The sequence below is a fragment of the Streptomyces sp. NBC_00536 genome, assembly GCF_036346295.1.
Lineage (GTDB): Bacteria > Actinomycetota > Actinomycetes > Streptomycetales > Streptomycetaceae > Streptomyces.
On record NZ_CP107819.1, the window covers coordinates 6,561,804 to 6,579,572 of the forward strand.

Genomic DNA, 17,769 nt, shown 5'->3' on the forward strand with positions numbered 1-17,769 from the left:
AGTTGATCGGCTAGCGACAAGATCACAACGAGCCCGGGTCCTCTTCGGGCGGGCGGGGCTCGTGCATATCCGCAAGTGCGATGCAGACTGGACGTAGACCAGCCCTCGCAGCTCAGGTCGGTGATAGGCAATGGTTAGCAAGAGTACTGGTTCTTGGTCCGACCACTACCTCAGCATGGGATCGTCCGACGGACTTCCGGGGCCCACCGACGCCTGGATCACCCTGGCCGGGCTGGCCCGGGAAACCCGGCGGATCCGGCTGGGCACCCTGATGACCGCGGGCACCTTCCGGCTCCCCGGCGTCCTCGCCATCCAGGTGGCACAGGTCGACCAGATGTCCGGCGGCCGGGTCGAACTCGGCCTGGGCGCCGCCTGGTACGAGGCGGAGCACACGGCGTACGGCATCCCACCGAGGCGCAGTTCGCCCGGGTCAGGGCCGCGGCCGTGACGGCGGGCCGCTCACCCGACGACCTCGTCTACTCCAGTGCGCTCGTGGCGTGCGTGGGCCGCGACGACGCCGAGGTGGCCCGCCGGGCCGCCGCCATCGGCCGGGACGTGGCCGAGCTCAAGGCCAACGGCCTGGCCGGCTCCCCGGACGAGGTCGTGGAGCGGATCGCCGCCTTCGAGGCCATCGGCTGCTCGCGGATCTACCTCCAGATGCTCGACCTCGACGACCTGGACCACCTGGAGCTGATCTCCTCCCGGGTGATGTCCCAGCTCAAGGAGTGACCCCGCCATGACCCGCGCCCGCACCCCGCTGGCCGAGGCGCTGCGCCACCGCACGGTGGTCCTGGACGGCGGGCTCGGCGACCAGCTCGCCGCTCAGGGCTGCGACCTGTCCGGCGGGCTGTGGTCGGCGCGGGTGCTGGCCGAGGACCCGGCGCAGGTGCAGGCCGCGCACACGGCGTACGCGCGGGCCGGGGCCGAGGTGCTGATCACCGCGAGCTATCAGGTGGGTTACGAGGCCTTCGCCCGGCACGGCTACGACCGGGCGCGGACCACCGCCCTGCTGCGCGACTCCGTCACCCTGGCCGACCGGGCGGCGCGGGCCGTGGCGCACGAGGTGTGGGTGGCGGCGTCCGTCGGCCCGTACGGGGCGACGCTGGCGGACCGTTCCGAGTACCGCGGCCGGTACGGGCTGAGCGTGCGCGAGCTGGCCGCCTTCCACCGCCCCCGGATCGAGACCCTGCTGGAGGCGGGGGCCGACGTACTGGCCCTGGAGACCGTCCCCGACACGGACGAGGCGGAGGCGCTGCTGTCCCTGCTCGCCGGGACGGGGGCGCGGGCCTGGCTGTCGTACACGGTGGCGGGGGACCGTACCCGCGCCGGCCAGCCGCTCGCCGAGGCCTTCGCGGCGGCCGCCGCCGCCCCCGAGGTGATCGCGGTCGGCGTCAACTGCTGCGCCGCGGCCGACGTCCTGCCCGCCCTGGAGGCGGCGGCCGCGGTGACGGCCAAGCCCCTGCTGGCGTACCCGAACGACAGCTCCGGCACGGCCGACTGGCCGCTCGCGGCCTGGCGCCGCGCGGGCGCCCGCCTGATCGGCGGCTGCTGCGGCACGGGCCCGCCCCAGACCGCCGCCCTGGCGGCCGCCGCATCCCGCGGCGCCCGTCCCCCCGGCACCCCCTAAATCGCGTTGTCCGGGCTCCCGCGGCCTGCCCATACTGAACCGCATGTTCCTGACGATCACGACCACCGGCACCGCCGAGAAACCAGCCACTGACCTGGGCTTCCTGCTGCACAAGCATCCGCAGAAGGCGCAGTCGTTCAGCACCTCCCACGGCACCGCGCACGTCCTCTACCCCGAGGCCACGCCCGAGCGCTGCACCGCGGCGCTGCTGCTGGAGGTGGATCCCGTCGCCCTCGTGCGGCGCGGTCAGGGCCGGGGTCGGGGCGGGGCGCCCGACGCCGCGCTCGCGCAGTACGTCAACGACCGTCCGTACGCCGCTTCCTCGCTCTTCGCCGTCGCCCTCGGCTCGGTCTTCCGCAGCGCGCTGAACGCCCGTTGCGCCGCCCGCCCGGAACTGCCGGAGCAGGCACGCCCGTTGCGCGTGGTGATCCCGGCGCTGCCCGCGCGCGGCGGTCCGGAGCTGGTGCGCCGCCTGTTCGGCCCGCTCGGCTGGAGCGCCGTCGAGGTGACGCCCGTACCGCTCGACACCCGGTTCCCGCAGTGGGGCGACTCCCGGTACGTACGGCTCGTGCTCGAAGGGGAGCTGCGCCTGGCCGACGCCCTGCGCCAGCTCTACGTCCTGCTGCCGGTTCTCGACGGCTCCAAGCACTACTGGGTGGCGCCCGACGAGGTCGACAAACTCCTGCGGGCCGGGGACGGATGGCTCGCCGAGCACCCCGAGCACGGCCTGATCGCCGCCCGCTACCTGGCCCGCTCGAAGCGGCTCACCCAGGACGCGCTGGAACGCCTGGAGCTGGTCCGCCTCGCCGAGTCCGACGGCAGCGCCGTCGAGGAGATCGACAACGCCGTCATCGAGGAGACGGCCACCCCGGAAGCCGAGGAGCGGCGGGTGCCGCTCGCCCGGCAGCGACGCGCGGCCATCCTCGACGCCCTGCGCGCGGCGGGCGCCCACCGGGTCCTCGATCTTGGCTGCGGCCAGGGCCAGTTGATCCACGACCTCCTCGCGGACGTGTCCTTCACCGAGATCGTCGGCGTGGACGTTTCCGTGCGGGCGCTGACCGTCGCCGCCCGGCGGCTGCGCCTGGAGCGGATGGGCGAGCGGCAGAGCGGGCGCGTCCGGCTGCTCCAGGGCTCCCTCGCCTACACCGACAAGCGGCTGACCGGATACGACGCGGCCGTGCTCAGCGAGGTCATCGAGCACCTGGACCTGCCGCGGCTGCCCGCGCTGGAGTACGCCGTCTTCGGCGCGGCACGGCCCGGCACGGTGCTGGTCACCACGCCCAACGCCGAATACAACGTCCGCTGGGAGACGCTGCCCGCCGGGGACGTCCGGCACGCCGACCACCGCTTCGAGTGGACCCGGGCGGAGTTCCGCGACTGGGCCCACCGGACCGCCGGACGGTACGGCTACGCCGTGGACTTCGCGCCGGTCGGACCGGACGACCCCGAGGTGGGGCCGCCCACCCAGCTGGCCGTCTTCTTCCGCAAGGACTCCGCCCCGAAGGAGGGCATCGCCGCATGAGCACCACCGATACAGCCGTGACCACGACCACCGCACCGCGGACGCTGCCCGTCACCGACCTCGCCCTCGTCGTACTGATCGGGGCCACCGGCTCGGGCAAGTCCACCTTCGCCCGCAAGCACTTCAAGCCCACCGAGGTGATCTCCTCCGACTACTGCCGGGGCCTGGTCGCCGATGACGAGAACGACCAGGGCGCCAGCAAGGACGCCTTCGAGGTCCTGCACTTCATCGCGGGCAAGCGCCTCGCCGCCGGGCGGCTCACCGTCGTCGACGCGACCAGCGTCCAGCAGGAGGCCCGCCGCGCTCTCGTCCAGCTGGCCCGCGCGCACGACGTGCTGCCCATCGCGATCGTCCTCGACCTGCCCGAGGAGGTGTGCGCCGCGCGCAACGCCGAGCGCCCCGACCGGGCCGGGCTGCCCCGGCAGGTCATCCAGCGCCACCGGCGCGAGCTGCGCCGTTCGCTGCGGGGGCTGGAGCGCGAGGGCTTCCGCAAGGTGCACGTCCTGCGGTCCGTCGAGGAGGCCGAGGCCGCCGAAGTCGTCCTGGAGAAGCGGTTCAACGACCTCACCCACCTCACCGGCCCCTTCGACATCATCGGTGACGTCCACGGCTGCGCCTCCGAGCTGGAGACCCTGCTCGCCGAGCTGGGCTACCGCGACGGGGTCCACCCCGAGGGCCGCACCGCCGTCTTCGTCGGAGACCTCGTCGACCGCGGCCCCGACAGCCCCGGGGTGCTGCGCCGCGTCATGGGCATGGTCGCGGCGGGCCACGCCCTGTGCGTGCCCGGGAACCACGAGAACAAGCTCGGCCGTTACCTCAAGGGGGCCAAGGTCCGCCGCACCCACGGCCTCGCCGAGACCATCGAGCAGCTCGCCCGTGAGGACGAGGAGTTCGTCCAGGAGGTCCGCCGCTTCATCGCGGGCCTCGTCAGTCACTACGTGCTGGACGGCGGCAAGCTGGTGGTCGCGCACGCCGGGCTGCCCGAGAAGTACCACGGCCGCACCTCCGGCCGGGTCCGCTCGCACGCCCTGTACGGCGAGACCACCGGCGAGACCGACGAGTTCGGGCTGCCCGTGCGCTACCCGTGGGCCGAGGACTACCGGGGCAAGGCCGCCGTGGTCTACGGCCACACCCCGGTCCCGGACACCACGTGGATCAACAACACCCTCTGCCTCGACACCGGCGCCGTCTTCGGCGGCAGGATGACCGCGCTGCGCTGGCCCGAGCGCGAACTGGTCGACGTACCGGCCGAGCAGGTCTGGTACGAGCCCACCCGCCCCCTCGCGGCCGCCGCGCCCGGCGGGCAGGACGGCCGCCCGCTGGACCTGGCCGACGTACAGGGGCGCCGGGCGGTGGAGACCCGGCACCTGGGCCGGGTCACCGTCCGGGAGGAGAACGCGGCGGCGGCCCTGGAGGTGATGAGCCGCTTCGCGGTCGATCCGCGGCTGGTCCCGTACCTGCCGCCGACCATGGCGCCCACCGCGGCGTCCGCCGAGGAGGGCTTCCTGGAGCACCCCGCCGAGGCCTTCGCGCAGTACCGCAAGGACGGTGTCGAGCGGGTCGTGTGCGAGGAGAAGCACATGGGTTCGCGGGCCACCGTACTGCTCTGCCGGGACGCCGGCGCCGCGGCGGCGCGCTTCGGGGTCAGCGATGGAACCACCGGCTCCACCGGCTCCGTGTACACCCGTACCGGGCGGCCCTTCTTCACGGATCCCGCCCTCACCGAGGAGGTGCTCGACCGGCTGCGCGCGGCGGTCTCCGGCGCGGGCCTGTGGGAGGAACTGGCCACCGACTGGCTCCTGCTCGACGGCGAACTGCTGCCCTGGTCGCTGAAGGCGACCGGGCTGCTGCGCGAGCAGTACGCCGCCGTGGGCGCGGCCTCCGGCGCGGTCTTCCCCGACGCCCTGGCCGCCCTGGACGCGGCCGCCGCCCGCGGCGTGGACGTGGGCGCGCTCGCGGACCGCCAGCGGCAGCGGTCCGCCGACGCCGCGGCCTTCACCGAGGCCTACCGGCGATACTGCTGGCCCACGGACGGCCTGGACGGGGTGCGGCTCGCGCCCTTCCAGCTGCTCGCGGTGGAGGGGCGGTCCCTGGCGGCGGTCCCGCACGACGAACAGCTCCGCTGGCTGGACCGGCTGGTGGAGGCCGACGGGCGCCGCGCGAAGGAGGGCGCCGCCGCCGCGCTGCTGCGCCGCACCGACCGGATCCTCGTGGACACCGGCAACGCGGAGTCCGTCCGGGCGGGCACCGACTGGTGGCTGCGGCTGACCGCCGAGGGTGGCGAGGGCATGGTCGTCAAACCCCTGGCGGCGTACGTGCGCGGCGGGCGCGAGCGGCTGGTCCAGCCGGGCCTCAAGGTGCGCGGACGCGAGTACCTGCGGATCATCTACGGTCCCGAGTACACCCGGCCGGACCACCTGGAGCGGCTGCGCTCGCGGTTCCTCGGGCACAAGCGCTCGCTCGCCCTGCGCGAGTACGCGCTCGGGCTGGAGGCGCTGGACCGGCTGGCGGGCGGCGAACCCCTGTGGCGGGTGCACGAGGCCGTCTTCGCCGTGCTGGCCCTGGAGTCGGAACCGGTCGATCCGCGTCTGTGAGCGACGGATCGCACCCTCGGCCGGGGGCCCGCCCGGGGCCGGCCGGGGGTGCGATCCGTGTGAACCGCGCGCCCCCGGTTAGGTCGTATGGGGGAACTTTGCCGTGGAACTCCCTGGAAACACCGGGCGGGATCGTTCTTCCAGGGCAGCGGAATCATCCGCGACCCTGGAAGGACGGAACGTCAGATATGAAGATGACCGCGCGCGGAAGCCTTGCGGCGCTCATGACCTGTATGGCCGCGGCGGGTGCGGCGAGCCCGGCCCTGGCGAGCACGGTGCCGGTGGGGGTACCGCTGGAGGCCGTGGAGACCTCGCTCGGCGTGGACACCCCGCGGGTGGCCACCGGGGTGCCCGTCCCGGTCGTCGGTGCGCCCGAGGTGCCCGTGCACCACTCCGGGGACCTGCTCCCCACCCCGCTCGTGCCGGTCATCCCGATCGGCACCGAGCTGGGCCACACCGGGATCACCTCCCCGGTGCCGAACCTGCTGGGCCGGAAGGAGACGGACGGTGAGGGTTCCCTGGACGCGCCCGCCACGACCCTGCTCGCCCGGGGCGCCGGGGTGATCGTCGGAGCGCCGATCACGATGCCCGACGGCCACAACTTCGGGCTGCCGAACGTGGTCGCCCCCAAGCTGGGAGTGATCGCCCCGGAACTGAAGGGTGCCCCTTCGGCCCTGCTCGGCCTGCGCTGAGTCAACGGCACGTCAAAACGCCGCCCGGTCTGCGAACGTGTACGCCATGGGATTCCATGTCGACTCCGAGACCGGGCGGCTGCGCCGCGTCATCCTCCACCGGCCCGATCTGGAGCTGAAGCGGCTGACGCCGAGCAACAAGGACCAGTTGCTCTTCGACGACGTGCTGTGGGTGCGCAGGGCCCGGCAGGAACACGACGGTTTCGCCGACGTGCTGCGCGACCGGGGCGTCGAGGTGCACCTCTTCGGTGATCTGCTGGGCGAGTCCATGGACATCCCGGAGGCGCGCCGCCTCGTACTGGACCGGGTCTTCGACGAGAAGGAGTACGGTCCCCTCGCCACCGACCACTTGCGGGCCGCCTTCGACGGGCTGACCTCCGCCGAGCTGGCCGAGGCGCTGGTCGGCGGGATGACCAAGCGGGAGTTCCTGGAGCGGCACACCGAGCCCGTGTCGGTCCGCTTCCACGCGATGGAACTGGACGACTTCCTGCTGGGGCCGCTGCCGAACCACCTGTTCACCCGCGACACTTCGGCCTGGATCTACGACGGCGTGTCCATCAACGCGATGCGCTGGCCCGCCCGGCAGCGCGAGACCGTGCACTTCGAGGCGATCTACAAGCACCACCCCCTCTTCACGGCCTCCGGCGCCTTCCACTACTGGACCCAGGGCCAGGCCGACTACCCCTCGACCATCGAGGGCGGGGACGTCCTGGTCATCGGCAACGGCGCGGTGCTGATCGGGATGAGCGAACGCACCACCCCGCAGGCGGTGGAGATGCTGGCGCGCGGACTGTTCGCCGCCGGTTCCGCGACGTCCATCGTGGCCCTGGACATGCCCAAGCGGCGGGCGTTCATGCACCTGGACACGGTGATGACGATGGTCGACGGGGACACCTTCACCCAGTACGCCGGTCTCGGCATGCTGCGCTCCTACACGATCGAGCCGGGCGACGGCGCCCAGGAACTCAAGGTCACCGACCACCCGCCGGAGCACATGCACCGGGCCATAGCGGCGGCGCTGGGCCTGGACTCGATCCGGGTGCTGACCGCGACCCAGGACGTGCATTCCGCGGAGCGGGAGCAGTGGGACGACGGCTGCAACGTGCTGGCGGTGGAGCCGGGGGTGGTGGTCGCCTACGAGCGGAACGTCACCACCAACACCCACCTGCGCAAGGAGGGCATCGAGGTGATCGAGATCCCGGGCAGCGAACTGGGCCGCGGCCGGGGCGGGCCGCGCTGCATGAGCTGTCCCGTCGAACGCGACGCCGTCTGAGGCCGGGGGATCTCCGGGCAGGTCAGCCCATGTGGGGGGCTGTATATCAATGCAGAGGATCGTATAGACTTCCAGTATCCCCTGTCAGCGCGACTCTGGAGCGTCCCCATGGCCACCGACCTCGTCGGCCGCAGTTTCCTCAAGGAGCTCGACTTCACCGCCGCCGAGTTCCGCGGCCTGATCGAGCTGGCCGCCGAGCTCAAGGCCGCCAAGCGGGCGGGCGCCGAGGAGCGCCGGCTCCAGGGCCGCAACATCGCGCTGATCTTCGAGAAGACCTCCACCCGCACCCGCTGCGCGTTCGAGGTGGCCGCCGCCGACCAGGGCGCCCACACCACCTACCTCGACCCCTCCGGTTCGCAGATGGGCCACAAGGAGTCGGTCAAGGACACCGCGCGGGTGCTGGGCCGGATGTTCGACGGCATCGAGTACCGGGGCGACAGTCAGGCCGCGGTCGAGGAGCTGGCCGCGCACGCGGGCGTCCCGGTCTTCAACGGCCTCACCGACGACTGGCACCCCACCCAGATGCTCGCCGACGTCCTCACGATGACCGAGCACTGCCCGGGCCGTCCGCTGGAGCGGATCGCCTTCGCCTACCTCGGCGACGCCCGCTTCAACATGGGCAATTCCTACCTGGTCACCGGCGCCCTGCTGGGCATGGACGTACGGATCGTGGCGCCCCGGGCGTACTGGCCCGCCGAGCCGGTGGTGGCCGCGGCGCGCGAACTCGCGGCCGCGAGCGGCGCCCGGATCACCCTCACCGAGGAGATCTCCGAGGGCGTGGCGCAGGCCGACTTCGTCATCACCGACATCTGGGTCTCCATGGGGGAGCCCAAGGAGGTCTGGGACGAGCGGATCGCGGCGCTGTCGCCGTACGCCGTCACCATGGACGTCCTGCGCGCCACCGGCAACCCGGACGTCAGGTTCATGCACTGCCTGCCCGCCTTCCATGACCTCGGCACCAAGGTCGGCCGCGAGATCCACGAGCGGCACGGCCTGGAGTCGCTGGAGGTGACGGACGAGGTGTTCGAGTCCGCGCACTCCATCGTCTTCGACGAGGCGGAGAACCGGCTGCACACGATCAAGGCGGTCCTGGTCGCGACCCTCGCGAAGCCGTAACGCGACCCTCGCGAAGCCGTAAGGGAAGGGCCCCCTACGCGGTCAGCACGCGGCGGCGGGCGGCCGCGCGGGCAGGGTGAACCAGACGGCCTTGCCGTGCGCGGTGGGCCGGTGGCCGCAGGCGGAGCTGAGGGCGCGGATCAGCAGCAGACCGCGGCCGTGCTCCTGCCAGGGGTCCGGCGGCTGCGGGCCGAGGCCGGCGGGGAGCCGCGGGTCGCCGTCGTGCACCTCGACCTGGCAGCCGTTGGCCAGCAGTTCCACGACGAGTTCGATCGGCGATGCGCCGCTCGTGTGCTCGACGGCGTTGGCGACCAGCTCCGCCGTGAGCAGTTCGGCGGTGTCGCTGTCCGCGGGCGCGTCGATCTCGGCGAGCGCGGTACGGACCAGGGCGCGGGCGATCGGCACGGCCGCGGTCGTGTGCGGGAGGGCGATCCGCCACGCGCAGGTGTCGGGCATGGGCGTCCGTCCGTTCCGTCGAGGGGCTGGCATGGGGGTCTGGCACGCGAGTGAGGGGAAAGGTCCTGCTTTCAACGATACGAAGTGGCGATCCGGTGGCGTAGGGCACCCCGCCGTCGGCGCGGGGGACCACCGCTCCTTCCGGACGGGACCTTCGGCGCCGTAGGTGCTGTTGCGTTTGTGCTGTTGCGTTTCCCTGACGACAGTCACGATCCGGTGATACGGTCACCGTGTGAGCCCCTTCACCGGTTCCGCAGCCCCCACCGAACGGTGGCGCCACCTCCGGCTGACCCGCCAGGACGGCGTGGCCACCGTGACCCTCGACCGCCCCGAGAAGCTGAACGCGCTCACCTTCGGCGCCTACGCCGACCTGCGCGACCTGCTCGCCGAACTCTCCCGCGAGCGGTCCGTACGGGCCCTCGTGCTCGGCGGCGAAGGCCGCGGCTTCTGCTCCGGCGGTGACGTCGACGAGATCATCGGTGCCACCCTCGCGATGGACACCGCGCAGCTCCTGGACTTCAACCGGATGACGGGACAGGTCGTCCGGGCCATCCGTGAATGCCCCTTCCCCGTCATCGCCGCCGTACACGGGGTGGCGGCCGGAGCCGGGGCCGTCCTCGCCCTCGCCGCCGACTTCCGGATCGCCGACCCCACCGCCCGCTTCGCCTTCCTCTTCACCCGCGTCGGCCTCTCCGGCGGCGACATGGGCGCCGCCTACCTGCTGCCCCGCGTCGTCGGCCTCGGCCACGCCACCCGGCTCCTCATGCTCGGCGAAACCGTCCGGGCCGCCGAAGCCGAACGCATCGGCCTGCTCAGCGAACTGACCGAAGAGGGCAAGGCCGGCCAGCGGGCCGCCGAACTCGCCGAACGCCTCGCCTCCGGCCCCGCCCTCGCCCACGCCCAGACCAAGGCCCTGCTCACCGCCGAACTCGACATGCCGCTCGCGGCCTCCGTCGAACTCGACGCGAACACCCAGGCCCTGCTGATGAACGGCGAGGACTACGCCGAATTCCATGCCGCCTTCACCGCGAAGCGGCCACCCCAGTGGAGGGGAAGGTAGCGCCATGAAGGTCGCTGTCGTGGGCGGGGGACCGGGGGGACTGTACGCCGCCGCTCTGCTGGCCCGGCAGGGACACCGGGTCGAGGTGTGGGAGGCCAATGCCGCCGACGACACCTTCGGCTTCGGCGTGGTGCTCTCCGACGAGACCCTCGGCGGCATCGAACGCGCCGACACCGAGGTCTACGCCGCCCTGTCCGCCGAATTCGTCCGCTGGGACGACATCGACGTCGTCCACCGCGGCCGGATCCTCACCTCCGGCGGCCACGGCTTCGCCGCCCTCGGCCGCCGCAGGCTCCTGGAGATCCTGCACGCGCGCTGCGCGGCCCTCGGCGTCCGGCTCCGCTTCCGGACCCGGCTGCCCGCGGCCCAGGCGCTCGGAGCGACGTACGACCTGGTCATCGCCGCCGACGGCGTGCACAGCGCCACCCGCGAGGCGGGCGCCGACACCTTCCGCCCGCGGCTGGACACCGGCCGCAGCCGGTACATCTGGCTGGCCGCCGACTTCGCCTTCGACGCCTTCCGCTTCGAGATCGCCGAAACCGAGCACGGGGTCATGCAGCTGCACGGCTACCCCTACTGCGCCGACTCCTCCACCGTCATCGTCGAAATGCGCGAGGAGGTCTGGCGGGCCGCCGGACTCGACCTCTGCGACGAGGCCGAATCGGCCTCCCGCTGCGCCAAGACCTTCAGCGAGGCGCTGCGCGGGCGCTCCCTGCGCGGCAACCGCTCCACCTGGACCGCCTTCCGTACGGTCGTCAACGAGCGGTGGTCGCAGGGCAACGTGACCCTCCTCGGGGACGCCGCGCACACCGCCCACTTCTCCATCGGCTCCGGCACCAAACTCGCCGTCGAGGACGCCCTCGCGCTCGCCGAGGCCGTCCGCGAACTGCCCGGCCCCGACGGCGTACCGGCCGCACTCGCCGCCTACGAAGCCGCCCGCCGCCCGGCCGTGGCCAGCACCCAGCGCGCCGCGGCGGCCAGCATGCGCTGGTTCGAGGACATCGCCGGATACGTCGACCAGCCGCCCCGGCAGTTCGCCTTCAACCTGCTCACCCGCAGCCGCCGGGTCACCCACGGCAATCTGCGGCTGCGCGACGAGCGCTTCACCCGCGCCGTCGAGCAGGACTTCGGCTGCCCGGACCCGGCGACCCCGCCCATGTTCACCCCGTACCGGCTGCGCGGCCTGACCCTGCGCAACCGCGTGGTCGTCTCCCCGATGGACATCTACAGCGCCGAGGACGGCGTACCGGGCGACCTCCACCTCGTCCACCTCGGCGCGCGGGCCCTCGGCGGCGCGGGCCTGGTGATGACCGAGATGGTGTGCGTCAGCGCCGACGGCAGGATCACCCCCGGCTGCACCGGCCTGTACACCGGCGAACAGGCAGCGGCCTGGACCCGGATCGCCGACTTCGTGCACACCTCCGCACCCGGCACCGCGCTCGGCGTCCAGCTCGGCCACGCGGGCCGCAAGGGATCCACCCGCCGCATGTGGGAAGGCATGGACCAGCCGCTCGACTCCGGGAACTGGCCGCTCGTCGCCGCCTCCCCGCTCCCGTACCGGCCCGGCGTCTCACAGGTCCCGCACGAACTGAGCGCCGCCGAACTGGCCGGTATCCGCGGCCTGTTCACGGACGCCGCCGTCCGCGCGGCCGACTGCGGCTTCGATCTCCTCGAACTGCACTGCGCCCACGGCTACTTGCTCTCCGGGTTCCTCTCGCCGCTGACCAACCACCGCACCGACGCCTACGGCGGCTCGCCCGCCGCCCGCATGCGCTTCCCGCTGGAGGTCTTCGACGCGGTCCGCGAAGTCTGGCCCGCCGACCGCCCGATGACCGTGCGGATCTCCGCCACCGACTGGGCACCCGGCGGCACCTCCGCCGAGGAGGCCGTGGCGATCGCGGCGGCCTTCGCCGCCCACGGAGCGGACGCCATCGACGTCTCGACCGGCCAGGTCGTCGCCGACGAGCGCCCCGAATACGGCCGTTCCTACCAGACCCCCTACGCCGACCGGATCCGGGGCGCCCTCGGCGTCCCGGTCATCGCGGTCGGCGCCGTCTCCTCCTGGGACGACGTCAACTCCCTGCTCCTCGCGGGCCGCGCGGACCTGTGCGCGCTCGGCCGCCCGCACCTCTACGACCCCCACTGGACCCTGCACGCCGCCGCCGACCAGGACTACACGGGCCCGGCCGCCCCCTGGCCCGCCCCCTACCGCGCGGGCAGCCGCAAACCCCCGACAGGGCGCGGCTAAACGACCGAGGTGGTACGGGCCAGCACCATCGAGCGCTCCCCGACCGGGACGTAACCGAGCCTCGGGTACAGGCGGTTGCTCGTGGCGTTGGCGAGATCGGTGAAGAGGATCACCTCCGCCGCGCCCGCCGCCCGCGCGCCCAGCGTGGCCGCGTACGTCGACCCCGCCCCGTAGCCGTGCCCGCGCGCCCCCGGCGGGGTGTACACGGGGCCGACCCGCGCGGCCCCGCCCAGGGGGCGGGAAAAACTCGCCAGCGAGACGGGCGTCCCGGCCGCGTCCTGCCACAGCAGCACACCGCCGTACGACAGCCGGTCGCGCACCCAGGTCGTGCCGGCCGTGATCGTGTCGGCCTCGGCGGCGAAGGCGGCCAGCCACTCCAGCAGCAGCGGCAGGTCCTCCTCGGTGGCGGGCCGGGCCGCGCCCGCGGGGGCGGGGGAGGGGGCCACCAGGGTGCCGAGCCGGAACAGCCGGTTCTCCTCGATGTCCACCGGACGGCCCCAGGCCTCCGCCAGCACCCGCGCGTCCGCGCGCCGCCCGTTGAACCCGGCCACGCCCGCCAGCAGCGGCTCGGTGTGCAGTACGTCCGCCAGTGCGGCCAGCGCCTCGGCGGGCAGCGCGCCCACCAGCAGCGGATTCGGCGGGGTGCACACCAGGCCCGCCGCGACCGCCCCGTCCGGGCCGGTCCACCAGCCGAAGAACGGGGTGCCGCTGCCGAAGGCCTGCGGGCCGCGCCGCCGCAGGCCGTCGGCGGTGGTCCGCAACAGGGTGTTGGGCACCGGTTCGGCGGCCACCGCCGCGCCCGCCGCGTCGAGGTACGCCGTCAGGTCTTCAGTGAAGGTCCAGGTCATGGGTCATTGTGCGGTGGACGGCCGGGCCCGGGCACCTCAATTTCACCCGCCGCGGGACCCGCTCAGGACGTGGGCGGTTCGGGCCGCACGAACGCCGCCCCCCGCTCCCACAGCCGGGAGTGCAGCGCCGCGAACACCGCCGCCGCGCGCTCGCCCGGCCAGTCGGCGGGCAGCAGTTCCGGGGGGAGGCCGGGGTCCGCGTACGGCAGCCTGCGCCAGGAGTCCAGCGCGAGCAGATAGTCGCGGTAGGCCTGCTCGGGCGTCGGCTCGGCGCCCGACTGCCAGCCGCGGAGCACCGGTCCGTGCAGGCCGAGGAACTCCTCGTGCTGCTTGGCCAGGGCCGCCAGGTCCCACCAGCGGGACACCGCCTCGGCGGTGGCCGCGAAGCCGAGGTGCGCGCCGCGGAAGAGGTCGACGTACGGGGTCAGCTGGAGGCGCTCCAGGGTGTGCCGGGTCTCGTCGTAGAGCGTGGCCGGGGCGATCCACACGCCCGGCGCGGCCGTGCCGAAACCGAGCCGGGCCAGGCGCGAGCGCAGCAGGTGGCGCTTGTGCCGCTCCTCCTCGGGCACGGAGAAGACGGCCAGCAGCCATTCACCGCCCGAGGCCGCGGCCTCCCCGGGTGCGGCGGCCGCGTAGATCCGGCGGTCGCCGTCCGCCAGCAGCTGCCGGGCCTCCTCCGAGAGGTCGTAGGCCGCCGCGCCGTCCGCCCCGCGCGCGGGCAGGATGAACCCGCGCCGCTTGAGCCGGGACACCGAGGAGCGGACCGCCGGGGCGTCCACCCCGGCCGCGCCCAGGAGGCGGATCAGGGCGGACACCGGGACGGGTCCGTCGAAGGTGCGCCCGTAAGCGCCGTAGAACGTGACGATCAAGGATCGTGGGGTGTGCTGCTCGGCCACGGGTTCACTCTAGATCGCGCAGGCGGTAGCGCTGCAGCTTGCCGGTCGGGGTCCGCGGCAGGGCAGCCACGAAGACGAAGGCGCGCGGGCACTTGTGCGGGGCCAGCTCCGCCCGCATGAACGCCCGCAGATCCTCCTCGGACGGCTCGGCGCCCGGCCGGGCCACCGCGTAGGCGACCACGACCTGTCCGCGTCGCTCGTCCGGGCGGCCCACCACCGCGGCCTCCACCACGTCCGGGTGGCGCAGCAGGGCCTCCTCGACCTCGGGGCCCGCGATGTTGTAGCCCGCCGAGATGATCATGTCATCGGCGCGGGCCACATAGCGGAAGTAGCCGTCCCGGTCGCGGATGTAGGTGTCACCGGTGACGTTCCAGCCGTCCCGTACGTACTCGCCCTGCCGCGGATCGGCCAGATAGCGGCAGCCGACCGGACCGCGCACCGCGAGCAGCCCCGGCTCCTCGTCGGCCACCTCCCGGCCCGTGTGGTCCACCACCCGCGCCTGCCAGCCCGGCACCACCCGGCCGGTGGTACCGGGGCGGATGTCCGCGTCGGCCGCCGAGATGAAGATGTGCAGCAGCTCGGTGGCACCGATGCCGTTGATGATGCGCAGGCCGGTGCGCTCGTACCACGCCTGCCAGGTGGCGGCGGGCAGGTTCTCGCCCGCCGAGACGCACCGCCGCAGCGCCGAGAGGTCGTGGCCGTCCAGCTCGTCCAGCATCGCCCGGTAGGCCGTGGGGGCCGTGAACAGGACGCTCACCCGGTGCTCGGCGAGCGCGGGCAGCAGCACCCGCGGCCCCGCCTGCTCCAGCAGCAGCGCCGAGGCCCCGGCCCGCAGCGGGAAGACCACCAGCCCGCCCAGGCCGAAGGTGAAGCCGAGCGGCGGACTGCCGGTGAAGACGTCGTCCGGGCGCGGGCGCAGCACCTGCCGGGAGAAGGTGTCGGCGACCGCCAGGACGTCCCGGTGGAAGTGCATGCAGCCCTTGGGCCGTCCGGTGGTGCCCGAGGTGAAGGCGATCAGCGCCACGTCGTCGGCCGAGGTGTCCACGGCCCGGTACGGGGTGGCCGGGGCCCGCTCGGCCAGCCGCAGCAGATCGTCCGGGTCCTCGCCGCCGTACGGGGTGATCCGCAGCCCCGGCACCTCCGCCCCGGCCAGGTCCGCCACCACGTCGGCGTGGCACAGGGCGTGCCGCACCCGGGCCATCGCGCACACCGTGGCCAGTTCCCGGGAGCGCTGCTGGGCCAGGACGGTGACGGCCACCGCGCCCGCCTTCATGACCGCCAGCCAGCAGGCGGCGAGCCAGGGGCCGGTGGGTCCGCGCAGCAGCACCCGGTTGCCGGGGACCACGCCGAGATCGACAGTGAGCACATGGGCCAGCCGGTCCACCCGCTCGCGCAGTTCGCCGTACGACCAGACCTCGCCGGATCCGGTGCGGAAGGCCGGGCGGTCCGCGCCGAACCGGGCCACGGTGGCGTCGAGCAGCTCGGCCCCGCAGTTCAGCCGGTCCGGATAGGCCAGTTCCGGCAGCTGGAAGAGGAGTTCGGGCCACTCGTGGCCGGGTGGCAGGTGGTCACGGGCAAAGGTGTCGGCGTGGGCGGAAGGCATGAGCTTCAAGGCGGGTTCGCCCCCTTGCGACGGTCCGGGATGGGGGGTGGTGCCGGCCGTGCGAACGCGTGACGAGCGTATCGTGATGGTGACGACAGTCAACTGCACGCGATAAGACTGGTGCGACAGGAAAACTGGTGCGACAGGAAAACCGTGGCTCCCGCGGAGAACTGAGGCATTCGGATGGCCGGATTCGCGCTCGACCCGGAACAAGAGCAATGGTGCGAGCGGCTGCGCGCGCTCGCAGCCGAGCGGCTCGGGCCGCTCGCCGGAAAAGGTGAACCGGGGCGCGTCAACCGGCCGCTGCTGGCCGCCCTCGGCGAACACGGCCTGCTGGAGCGGGTCTTCAGTGCGGGCGCGCTGGAGCTGTGCCTGCTGCGGGAGTCCCTCGCCTACGGCTGCACCGAGGCCGAGACGGCCCTCGCCCTCCAGGGTCTCGGCGCGCACCCCGTGCTGAGCGCCGGGAGCGCGGCGCAGCGCGAGCGCTGGCTGCCCGGCGTACGGGCCGGACGCACCGTCGCCGCCTTCGCGCTGAGCGAGCCCGGCGCGGGCTCGGACGCGGCCGCCCTGGCCCTGGCGGCGGACCCGGCCGGGGGCACCGGAGCAGCGGGGAAGGGCGGCGGCTGGCGGCTCACCGGGGAGAAGCGCTGGATCTCCAACGCCCCCGAAGCGGATTTCTACACCGTCTTCGCCCGGACGGGTGAGGGCCCCGGGGCCAAGGGCGTCAGCGCCTTCCTGGTCCCCGCCGACCGCCCCGGCCTCACCGGCGAGCCCCTCGACATGCTCTCCCCGCACGCGATCGGCTCCCTGGCCTTCGACGGCGTGCCGGTCGGCCCCGAGGACCTGCTGGGCGAGCCCGGCCGGGGCTTCCGGGTCGCCATGGAGACCCTCAACCGCTTCCGGCCCAGCGTCGGCGCCTTCGCCGTCGGCATGGCCCGGGCGGCCCTGGACGCGACCCTGGCCCACACCGCGCACCGCGCCGCGTTCGGCGGCGTACTCGGCGACCTCCAGGCGGTGGCCCACCGGGTCGCCGAGATGGCCACCCGCACGGAGGCCGCCCGGCTGCTCGTCTACGCGGCGGCCGGGGCGTACGACGCGGACAGCGGTGCGCCGGACGTGCCGAGGCGGGCGGCGATGGCGAAACTGCTGGCCACGGAGACGGCGCAGTACGTCGTCGACCACGCGGTCCAGCTGCACGGCGCGGTCGCGCTCCAGCGCGGCCACCTGCTGGAACACCTGTACCGGGAGGTCCGGGCGCCGAGGATCTACGAGGGGGCGAGCGAGGTGCAGCGCACGATCATCGCGCGGTCGCTGTACGCGCGGCAGGAGCAGCAGGGGCCGCACGGGCAGGTCGGCCCGCTCACGCAGCACGGGCAGCACGGGCAGCACGGACCGGCGGGGGTGGCCCGGTGATCGAGCGGATCAATCCGCCCGGGCTCTCCCCGGCGACCGGCTTCTCGCACGCGGTGGCGGCCTCCGGGTCCCGGCTGGTCCTGCTCGCGGGGCAGACGGCGCTCGACGCCGCGGGCAAGGTGGTGGGGGACACCCTGCCGCAGCAGTTCGAACGGGCCCTGGCCAACCTGCTGGCCGCCCTCGCGGCGGCGGGCGGCACCCCCGCGGAGCTGGCACGGGTGACGGTGTACGCCGTGGACGTGGCGGACTACCGGGCGTGCGCCCCGGAACTGGGCCGGATCTGGCACCGGCTGGCGGGCCGCGACTATCCGGCGATGGCCGTCATCGGCACCACCCGGCTCTGGGACGAGCAGGCGCTGGTCGAACTCGACGGCATCGCGGTCCTCGCCTAGGGTTGATATGCCCCATTTCTGATAGAACT

General features: G+C 73.6%; 14 protein-coding genes and 1 pseudogene. 11 read left to right on the forward strand and 4 right to left on the reverse strand.

Annotation, left to right across the window (positions count from 1 at the left end; all coding sequences use genetic code 11):
• Nucleotides 1-157 precede the first annotated feature (157 nt).
• The 7 genes and pseudogenes from OHS33_RS28180 to argF form a co-directional block, all read left to right on the forward strand.
• Nucleotides 158-729 (forward strand): annotated as a pseudogene (locus tag OHS33_RS28180) (LLM class flavin-dependent oxidoreductase); the annotation flags it as partial.
• Between the two features lie 7 nt (nucleotides 730-736).
• Complete coding sequence (gene mmuM / locus OHS33_RS28185; protein ID WP_330333210.1) at nucleotides 737-1,627, forward strand: homocysteine S-methyltransferase; 891 nt, start codon at nucleotides 737-739, stop codon at nucleotides 1,625-1,627.
• A 43-nt stretch (nucleotides 1,628-1,670) separates the two neighbouring features.
• Complete coding sequence (locus OHS33_RS28190) at nucleotides 1,671-3,149, forward strand: 3' terminal RNA ribose 2'-O-methyltransferase Hen1 (protein WP_330333211.1); 1,479 nt, start codon at nucleotides 1,671-1,673, stop codon at nucleotides 3,147-3,149.
• Nucleotides 3,146-5,743: a polynucleotide kinase-phosphatase gene (locus tag OHS33_RS28195; protein WP_330333212.1), complete on the forward strand. Its 2,598-nt coding sequence runs from the start codon at nucleotides 3,146-3,148 to the stop codon at nucleotides 5,741-5,743. Before OHS33_RS28190 ends, OHS33_RS28195 begins: the two co-directional genes overlap by 4 nt.
• Nucleotides 5,744-5,931: 188 nt before the next feature.
• Entirely contained in the window at nucleotides 5,932-6,435 is a 504-nt protein-coding gene (locus OHS33_RS28200; protein WP_330333213.1) for a hypothetical protein, read from the forward strand.
• Between the two features lie 46 nt (nucleotides 6,436-6,481).
• Entirely contained in the window at nucleotides 6,482-7,708 is a 1,227-nt protein-coding gene (locus OHS33_RS28205; RefSeq protein WP_330333214.1) for an arginine deiminase, read from the forward strand.
• 108 nt (nucleotides 7,709-7,816) lie between these two features.
• Entirely contained in the window at nucleotides 7,817-8,824 is a 1,008-nt protein-coding gene (gene argF, locus OHS33_RS28210; RefSeq protein ID WP_330333215.1) for an ornithine carbamoyltransferase, read from the forward strand.
• 42 nt (nucleotides 8,825-8,866) lie between these two features.
• Here the strand turns inward: argF and OHS33_RS28215 are convergent, their stop codons facing one another.
• The gene (locus OHS33_RS28215; RefSeq protein WP_330333216.1) at nucleotides 8,867-9,280 is read right to left on the reverse strand and encodes an ATP-binding protein; all 414 of its coding nucleotides are present in this window, start codon (nucleotides 9,278-9,280) and stop codon (nucleotides 8,867-8,869) included.
• Between the two features lie 232 nt (nucleotides 9,281-9,512).
• Here OHS33_RS28215 and OHS33_RS28220 point away from each other — a divergent pair, with 232 nt between their 5' ends.
• Both OHS33_RS28220 and OHS33_RS28225 read left to right on the forward strand, forming a co-directional pair.
• Nucleotides 9,513-10,340 (forward strand): enoyl-CoA hydratase family protein, encoded by an 828-nt coding sequence (locus tag OHS33_RS28220; RefSeq protein WP_330333217.1) that lies wholly within the window; start codon nucleotides 9,513-9,515, stop codon nucleotides 10,338-10,340.
• 4 nt (nucleotides 10,341-10,344) lie between these two features.
• Nucleotides 10,345-12,588 (forward strand): bifunctional salicylyl-CoA 5-hydroxylase/oxidoreductase, encoded by a 2,244-nt coding sequence (locus OHS33_RS28225; protein ID WP_330333218.1) that lies wholly within the window; start codon nucleotides 10,345-10,347, stop codon nucleotides 12,586-12,588.
• Here OHS33_RS28225 and OHS33_RS28230 read toward each other — a convergent pair.
• The 3 genes from OHS33_RS28230 to OHS33_RS28240 form a co-directional block, all read right to left on the reverse strand.
• A complete protein-coding gene (locus tag OHS33_RS28230; protein ID WP_330333219.1) occupies nucleotides 12,585-13,436 on the reverse strand; it encodes a GNAT family N-acetyltransferase in 852 nt (283 codons plus the stop codon). The two genes, OHS33_RS28225 and OHS33_RS28230, sit on opposite strands and share 4 nt — an antisense overlap.
• Before the next feature lie 62 nt (nucleotides 13,437-13,498).
• Entirely contained in the window at nucleotides 13,499-14,332 is an 834-nt protein-coding gene (locus OHS33_RS28235) for a PaaX family transcriptional regulator (protein ID WP_330333220.1), read from the reverse strand.
• 4 nt (nucleotides 14,333-14,336) lie between these two features.
• On the reverse strand, nucleotides 14,337-15,935 hold the full coding sequence (locus OHS33_RS28240; protein WP_330335237.1) for an AMP-binding protein: 1,599 nt from the start codon (nucleotides 15,933-15,935) through the stop codon (nucleotides 14,337-14,339).
• A gap of 183 nt (nucleotides 15,936-16,118) precedes the next feature.
• On the opposite strand from OHS33_RS28240, the gene OHS33_RS28245 reads away from it, so the two are divergent.
• Complete coding sequence (locus OHS33_RS28245) at nucleotides 16,119-17,348, forward strand: acyl-CoA dehydrogenase family protein (protein ID WP_330333221.1); 1,230 nt, start codon at nucleotides 16,119-16,121, stop codon at nucleotides 17,346-17,348.
• Nucleotides 17,345-17,740 (forward strand): RidA family protein, encoded by a 396-nt coding sequence (locus tag OHS33_RS28250; protein ID WP_330333222.1) that lies wholly within the window; start codon nucleotides 17,345-17,347, stop codon nucleotides 17,738-17,740. The genes OHS33_RS28245 and OHS33_RS28250 overlap by 4 nt, the downstream gene beginning before the upstream one ends.
• Nucleotides 17,741-17,769: the final 29 nt, after the last annotated feature.